This is a genomic window from Nonomuraea longicatena (genome assembly GCF_039525605.1).
Classification (GTDB): Bacteria; Actinomycetota; Actinomycetes; order Streptosporangiales; family Streptosporangiaceae; genus Nonomuraea; species Nonomuraea longicatena.
This window is the reverse complement of sequence record NZ_BAAAHQ010000026.1, coordinates 1-5,278: the sequence shown is the minus strand read 5'-3', so window position 1 is coordinate 5,278 and position 5,278 is coordinate 1. Positions and strand designations below refer to the sequence as shown.

Sequence of the window (5,278 nt, the reverse complement as noted above, 5' to 3'; positions counted from 1 at the left end):
CGGCCTACTGCCATCTATACGCGCCACACTGCTGCCACTTGCTCCCCGAGGGCCGTATTTCCCCGATTTCCTCACCCCGATCCAAGCGCAACTGGGAGACACGCCCGCATTCCAGGCATTGTCGGATACTCCGCGACAACGGCTCCGGCATGAGATGGAGATCTTGCGCCGCAGCAGCGGCCTACCCTCGGCCGGGCTGGAGGATCTCGCACGCGGTAACCCGGAAGCCATGCACCGGCTCGTACATGTCATAACCGGCTACTGCCGTACTGTGCTCACCCCCCACTGGCCCGAGGCCGACCGTGCGCTAGCCACAGAACGCGCCATCATGCAACGCCATCTCCTCATCGGCGGCACCGAGCAAATGCTCGCCAACCTGACGTCGGCGATGCGCTGGCGTCCTCCCGTGCTGGAGGTCGACTACCCGGCGGGAGCCGGCCGGGAGATCCATCTCCGCGGGCGCGGTCTGACCCTGATCCCCTCCTACTTCTGCCGAGCGAACCCTGTCGCCCTGGTGGACCCTGTCCTCCCTCCCGTGCTCGCCTACCCCGCCCCCCGCCACGCCGCACAGAATGCCACCGGAGGCGATGCCCTGGCGGCATTGCTGGGCCGGACACGAGCCGAGGTCCTCAGCATCATCGACCGGGTACCGGGCAGCACCACCAGCGAACTGGCCAGCAGAACAGGCGTCTCATTGTCGACAGCCAGTGAGCATGCGAACGTCCTGCGCCGAGCCGACCTGATCGTCAGCGTCCGGCACGCCAACCTGGTGCTTCACCACACGACCCCGCTGGGTGCCGAGCTTCTCGGCGGATCGCCGGATGCGAGGGCTGCGCGTTCACTCAGGCAGGAATCTGGATAAGCGTTGACGTCGGTCTTTCGGGCGTGAACGAAACACCCTTACCAGGTGATGGCGTCCCGCCGATCCTGGCCTTGGGAGAAAGCGTCCCTAAACCCGGGGCATCGAGAGGTACACATTCAGCTAACCGCCAGGGAGAAAGAGAACCATGAGTTCGATCGACAGAGTTCTGTCTCTGTTTGTATCTGGCTGAACTTGCCACCGATCTTCGGGTACTGAGCATTTCGGAACACTCAGAAGCAGTGGAGGGAATTAGATGATGCGCAGAACACTCGTTGTTCTCACCGCCGGGCTGACGCTGTTAGCGGGCATGTCGTCCGCGGGCCCGGCGTTCGCGGACGATGCGCCGGTCACGTCGAGGAAAGAGCTTCTGGCGAAGGCGCAGCCGGGGAGCAGGTCGCCGGGCAACGCGAACAGCGTCGAGGCGGCAGGAGTCTCCTGTCTCGACATAAATCTGAGGTCCCGGGTGACCGGGAAGCTGGTCTCGGTTCGCCTCAACAACAATAACCGCCTGTACGCGACCAGCGAGGAGCGAGGATCGTGGGAGAAGCTCTGGTGGTGCACCGACAACGCCGGCAATGATTCCTTCTGGTCTGCTGCGGCAGGACGCTTCGTCTCCAACCGGCTGAACAACGGCAATCTCATGCAGGCGTACTCGTCCTCCTACAACAGTTGGGAGAACTTCACCATGCGCGGGGCAGACAACGGGTTGTACTGGTGCATCTCCTCCAGGGCGTCTAGCACGTACGCGTCCACCAGGGACGATGAAGGTGACGTTCTGCGTGCCAACCGGTCCGCATGCAACAGCTGGGAGCAGTATTCGCTCCACTACGCTCCATAGCTTCGGGTGCTGCCGAGGCCTCGACTCGGCGGCCAAATCGTTGCAGGCTGGATGCGAGCCCTCTCTGTCAGACTGCTGTGAGATATGGGACGAAAAGTCCCTTTGATGTGAAGCAGGGCGATCGAGATAGTGAGCCATTGTCTGTAACGATCGGGAACGGTGCATAGTCGGCATCAACCCTTGACGCCCCTGGCCCCCTGCTGGCGGGAAACTGGTGCACGACGCTGTGATGGCGGCCGATGGGCGATCGCTTGGTGTGGCTTCCGCACGGTCGAGAAGGCCTTGGCCTCAGAGTCCAGCAGGCAGGCGCCAGAAGCTCGGGTATGGATCCCCCGTGCGGGGGAGAAGGCTGGCTCTGTGGCGGGAGGTACCTGCCACGGTGCGGCAGCAGGATCTTGGGCATGAGCTTGATGAAGCCGTCAACGTCCGCGGTCGGCGACGGAAGTGCCGCCGCGAAGCAGTCGCCGACCTGGAGTTCGTGGACGCCGCGTGCCCTGCTGGCGTGGTCTTTGCTGTACGGCATGCTCCAGGCGTACTGGGCGTTCGTCGCCAGTCCGCCCCAGATGTCGCCGGTGGGTGTCGACCTGATCGTGTTCTCCGGATGGAAGGCGATCGTGCTCTGCCTGGCCGGGGCGGCGATCACGTTCGCACTCGGGCGCGGTGGGCAGCGGGCCGCGGTGCGGCGGGCCCTGGTGATCGGGGCCTGGGCGGTGAGCGGGCTCCTGGTCGTGGCCGCCGCCCTGCTCCTGCTGGACGTGGTGGGCGGACTACTGCCCGGCATAGGCGTGCAGTTCTTTCCGCTCGGTTTCCTCAGCCGCACCGCGTGCCTGGTGGGAGCAGCGCTGATGGCATCGGTAGCTGTGACGCACACGAGGCGGCTGCGAGGCGCTTGCGTGGCTTGTGGGCGTGTCGGCGTGACTGCCCGGACGGAGAACACGCCGATGTGGGCGAGAGCAGCGGCCTACCTGGCCACTGCGGGCTGCGCCGTACGGATCGTCGCCCAGCTCGTGGTGGGGTTCGACACCGGTGGACTGGGAGTCGGTGTCTCTCTGATGTTGTTCGAGATCGGGTTCGTCCTCTCGGGGACGTTGCTGCCGTTGGCACTGGTCCACGCCTGGGGTACGGTCTTCCCCGGCTGGGTGCCGGGCCTGGCCGGTCGCCGGGTGCCGCGCTGGCTGGTGCTGGGCCCGGCCGCTGGCATCTCGATCGCGATGATCGTGTACTTCGGCATGATCCTCACCAAAATGGTTGCAACCCTGCTGAGCGGTGCGAACGACCTCGGCTTCGGCAAGGGCCTGCCGGACGCGTTCTACTGGGTGTCCGTGACCGTGTACTGGCTGTGGGGAGTGGCTCTCGGGTTCGCCGCTCTCAGCTACGGCCACCGCACCCGTCCCCGCTGCCACCAGTGCGGCAACTAGAGCCTGTTCGAAGTAGAGATCGGGATCATGACGGACCGGTCGGCCGCCGCAGGAGCCGCGCTTCTTGCGGTCGGCCGCCTGGTCGGCCTTCTCCGGGATGACCGCCTTGATCCCGCGTCGGCGCAGGTAAGCGCGGTTGCCGCGGGAGGAGTACGCCTTGTCGGCGGCCACCGCGCCCGGCCTGGTCCGCGGACGACCCACGGGCAGACGGATCCTGATGCGCTCCAGCACCGCCCGAAACTGCGGGCTGTCGCCGGCCTGACCGGCGGTCAGGACGAAAGACAGCGGACTGCATCGACGGTCGGCCCACAGATGCACCTTGCTGCTCAGCCCGCCCCGCGAGCGGCCCAGCCCGGCCGTCCTCAGCCGGAACCGGTACCGACGTCGTACCCGCCGCCGCCCGTCCCCGTCCCCGGTCCCGTCTTCGCCGGGTTCACCGTCGCGGACGTTTCACCCCTTTGACGTAGCCCCAGACCCGCACCTTGTGCGCAAGCACGCCGCCGAACACCTGCCCGCCGCAATGGCCCCCGCGGCGATCGTGGCACTCGACACTCTGCCGCGCACGCCCGGCGGCAAGCTGGAGCGCGCCGCCCTGCCCGCGCCTCTCCTCGCGGGCGGGCGCGACACCGAGCCCTGCTCGGCCGCCGAACGGACCCTGTGCGAGCTGTTCACCGAGGTGCTGGGCGTCACGGCCCGGCCGCGTGACAGCTTCTTCGATCTGGGCGGGCACTCGCTGCTCGCCGACCGGCTGGCCGGGCGCATTTGGGAGAGCTTCGGGGTGCGGCTGCCGGTCAAGGAGGTCTTCTCCGGCCCGACGCCCGCCGAGCTGGCCGCCCGGCTGCCGGCCCAGGCCGCAGCTGATGCCGCTGTCGTCGGCGCAGTCCAGGCTCTGGTTCCTGCACCGCGGCGGCGGGGGCGGGCCGGCGTACAACCTTCCTGTCGCGCTACGGCTCAGCGGGCCGATGGACCGCAAGGCCCTGTCCATGGCCATGGCCGACGTGGTGTCCCGGCACGAGATCCTGCGCACGGTCTACCCTGACCGGGACGGTGTGCCGTATCAGGAGGTGCGGCAGCCCGCGCCGGTCGCGGTGCCGATGTGGCAGCCGGACATGCCGGAGACGGCTATGCGCACCATCGCCCGCCGCGCCTTCGACCTGACCCGCGAGCCGCCCTTCCGCGCGCACCTGCTGCGCCTGGGCACCGACGAGCACATCCTCATGCTGGTCGTGCACCACATCGCCGCCGACGCCTGGTCGGTGGGGCCGCTGGTGCACGACGTCCGGACCGCCTACGCCGCGCGTGCCGCCGGGCACAGCCCTGGCTTCGACCCACTGCCTGTACAGTACGCCGACTACACGCTCTGGCAACTCGACCTCGGCGAGCCGGGCCGCGAGCATTGGACCAAGGCCCTGGCGGGCCTGCCCGAGCGGCTCACCCTGCCCACCGACCGGCCGCGGCCCGCCGTGCCGTCGGGCACGGGCGACACCGTGCCGGTGGCGATCTCGCCCGAGACCTGGACCGGCACCCTTGACCTGGCCCGCCGCAGCCACGCCTCCCCGTTCATGGTGCTGCACGCCACGCTCGCCGCCCTGCTGACCCGGCTCGGCGCCGGCACCGACATCCCGACAGGCACCCCGGTCTCCGGACGCCACGACAGCGCGTTGGCCGGAGCCGTCGGCGCGTTCGCCAACCTCCTCGTGCTGCGCGCAGACACTTCGGGCGATCCCAGCTCACCGACCTTTTGCACCGGGTACGCCAGGCCGACCTGGCCGCCTTCGACCATCCGGAACTGCCCTTCGATCGGCTGGTCGAGGCGCTGAACCCGGCCCGCGCCCGCGGCCGGCACCCGCTGTTCCAGGTCATGCTCGACGTGCGGGAGGCCACCGAGGCCCGCCTGGTGCACACCGGCACAGCCACGCTCGACTTGGCCCTGCGGCTCGACACCGGCGGCTACGGCCTCCTGGAGTACAGCACCGACCTGTTCGACCGCGACGGCGCCCGCGCCTTCGCCGCCCGCTTCACCCGCCTGCTCGGGCAGGCGGTCACCGAACCGGACCTGCCGATCAGCCGCATCGACCTGCTCGACGCCGCCGAACGCGCCTAGTAGCCCGCCCCGGAACGTTGACCCGGTAATTGATCTCAGCTGGTGAACCCGGCAGG

General features: G+C 68.4%; 4 protein-coding genes and 2 pseudogenes. 5 read left to right on the top strand and 1 reads right to left on the bottom strand.

Features of this window, described 5'->3' with window-relative positions:
- From ABD120_RS25370 to ABD120_RS25360, 3 genes are all read left to right on the top strand, one after another.
- Window positions 1-862, top strand: an 862-nt coding sequence (locus ABD120_RS25370; RefSeq protein WP_343952557.1) for a winged helix-turn-helix domain-containing protein, incomplete at its 5' end; no start/stop codon positions are given.
- Window positions 863-1,115: 253 nt separating this feature from the next.
- Entirely contained in the window at window positions 1,116-1,700 is a 585-nt protein-coding gene (locus ABD120_RS25365) for a fascin domain-containing protein (RefSeq protein ID WP_343952556.1), read from the top strand.
- A 401-nt stretch (window positions 1,701-2,101) separates the two neighbouring features.
- The gene (locus tag ABD120_RS25360; RefSeq protein WP_343952555.1) at window positions 2,102-3,118 is read left to right on the top strand and encodes a hypothetical protein; all 1,017 of its coding nucleotides are present in this window, start codon (window positions 2,102-2,104) and stop codon (window positions 3,116-3,118) included.
- Here the strand turns inward: ABD120_RS25360 and ABD120_RS25355 are convergent.
- Window positions 3,101-3,517 (bottom strand): annotated as a pseudogene (locus ABD120_RS25355) (transposase); the annotation flags it as partial. The gene ABD120_RS25360 and the pseudogene ABD120_RS25355 sit on opposite strands and share 18 nt — an antisense overlap.
- 121 nt (window positions 3,518-3,638) lie before the next feature.
- On the opposite strand from ABD120_RS25355, the gene ABD120_RS25350 reads away from it, so the two are divergent.
- Complete coding sequence (locus ABD120_RS25350; RefSeq protein WP_343952582.1) at window positions 3,639-4,157, top strand: phosphopantetheine-binding protein; 519 nt, start codon at window positions 3,639-3,641, stop codon at window positions 4,155-4,157.
- Window positions 4,039-5,222, top strand: a pseudogene (locus tag ABD120_RS25345) (condensation domain-containing protein); the annotation flags it as partial. The gene ABD120_RS25350 and the pseudogene ABD120_RS25345, both read left to right, overlap by 119 nt.
- Window positions 5,223-5,278: the final 56 nt, after the last annotated feature.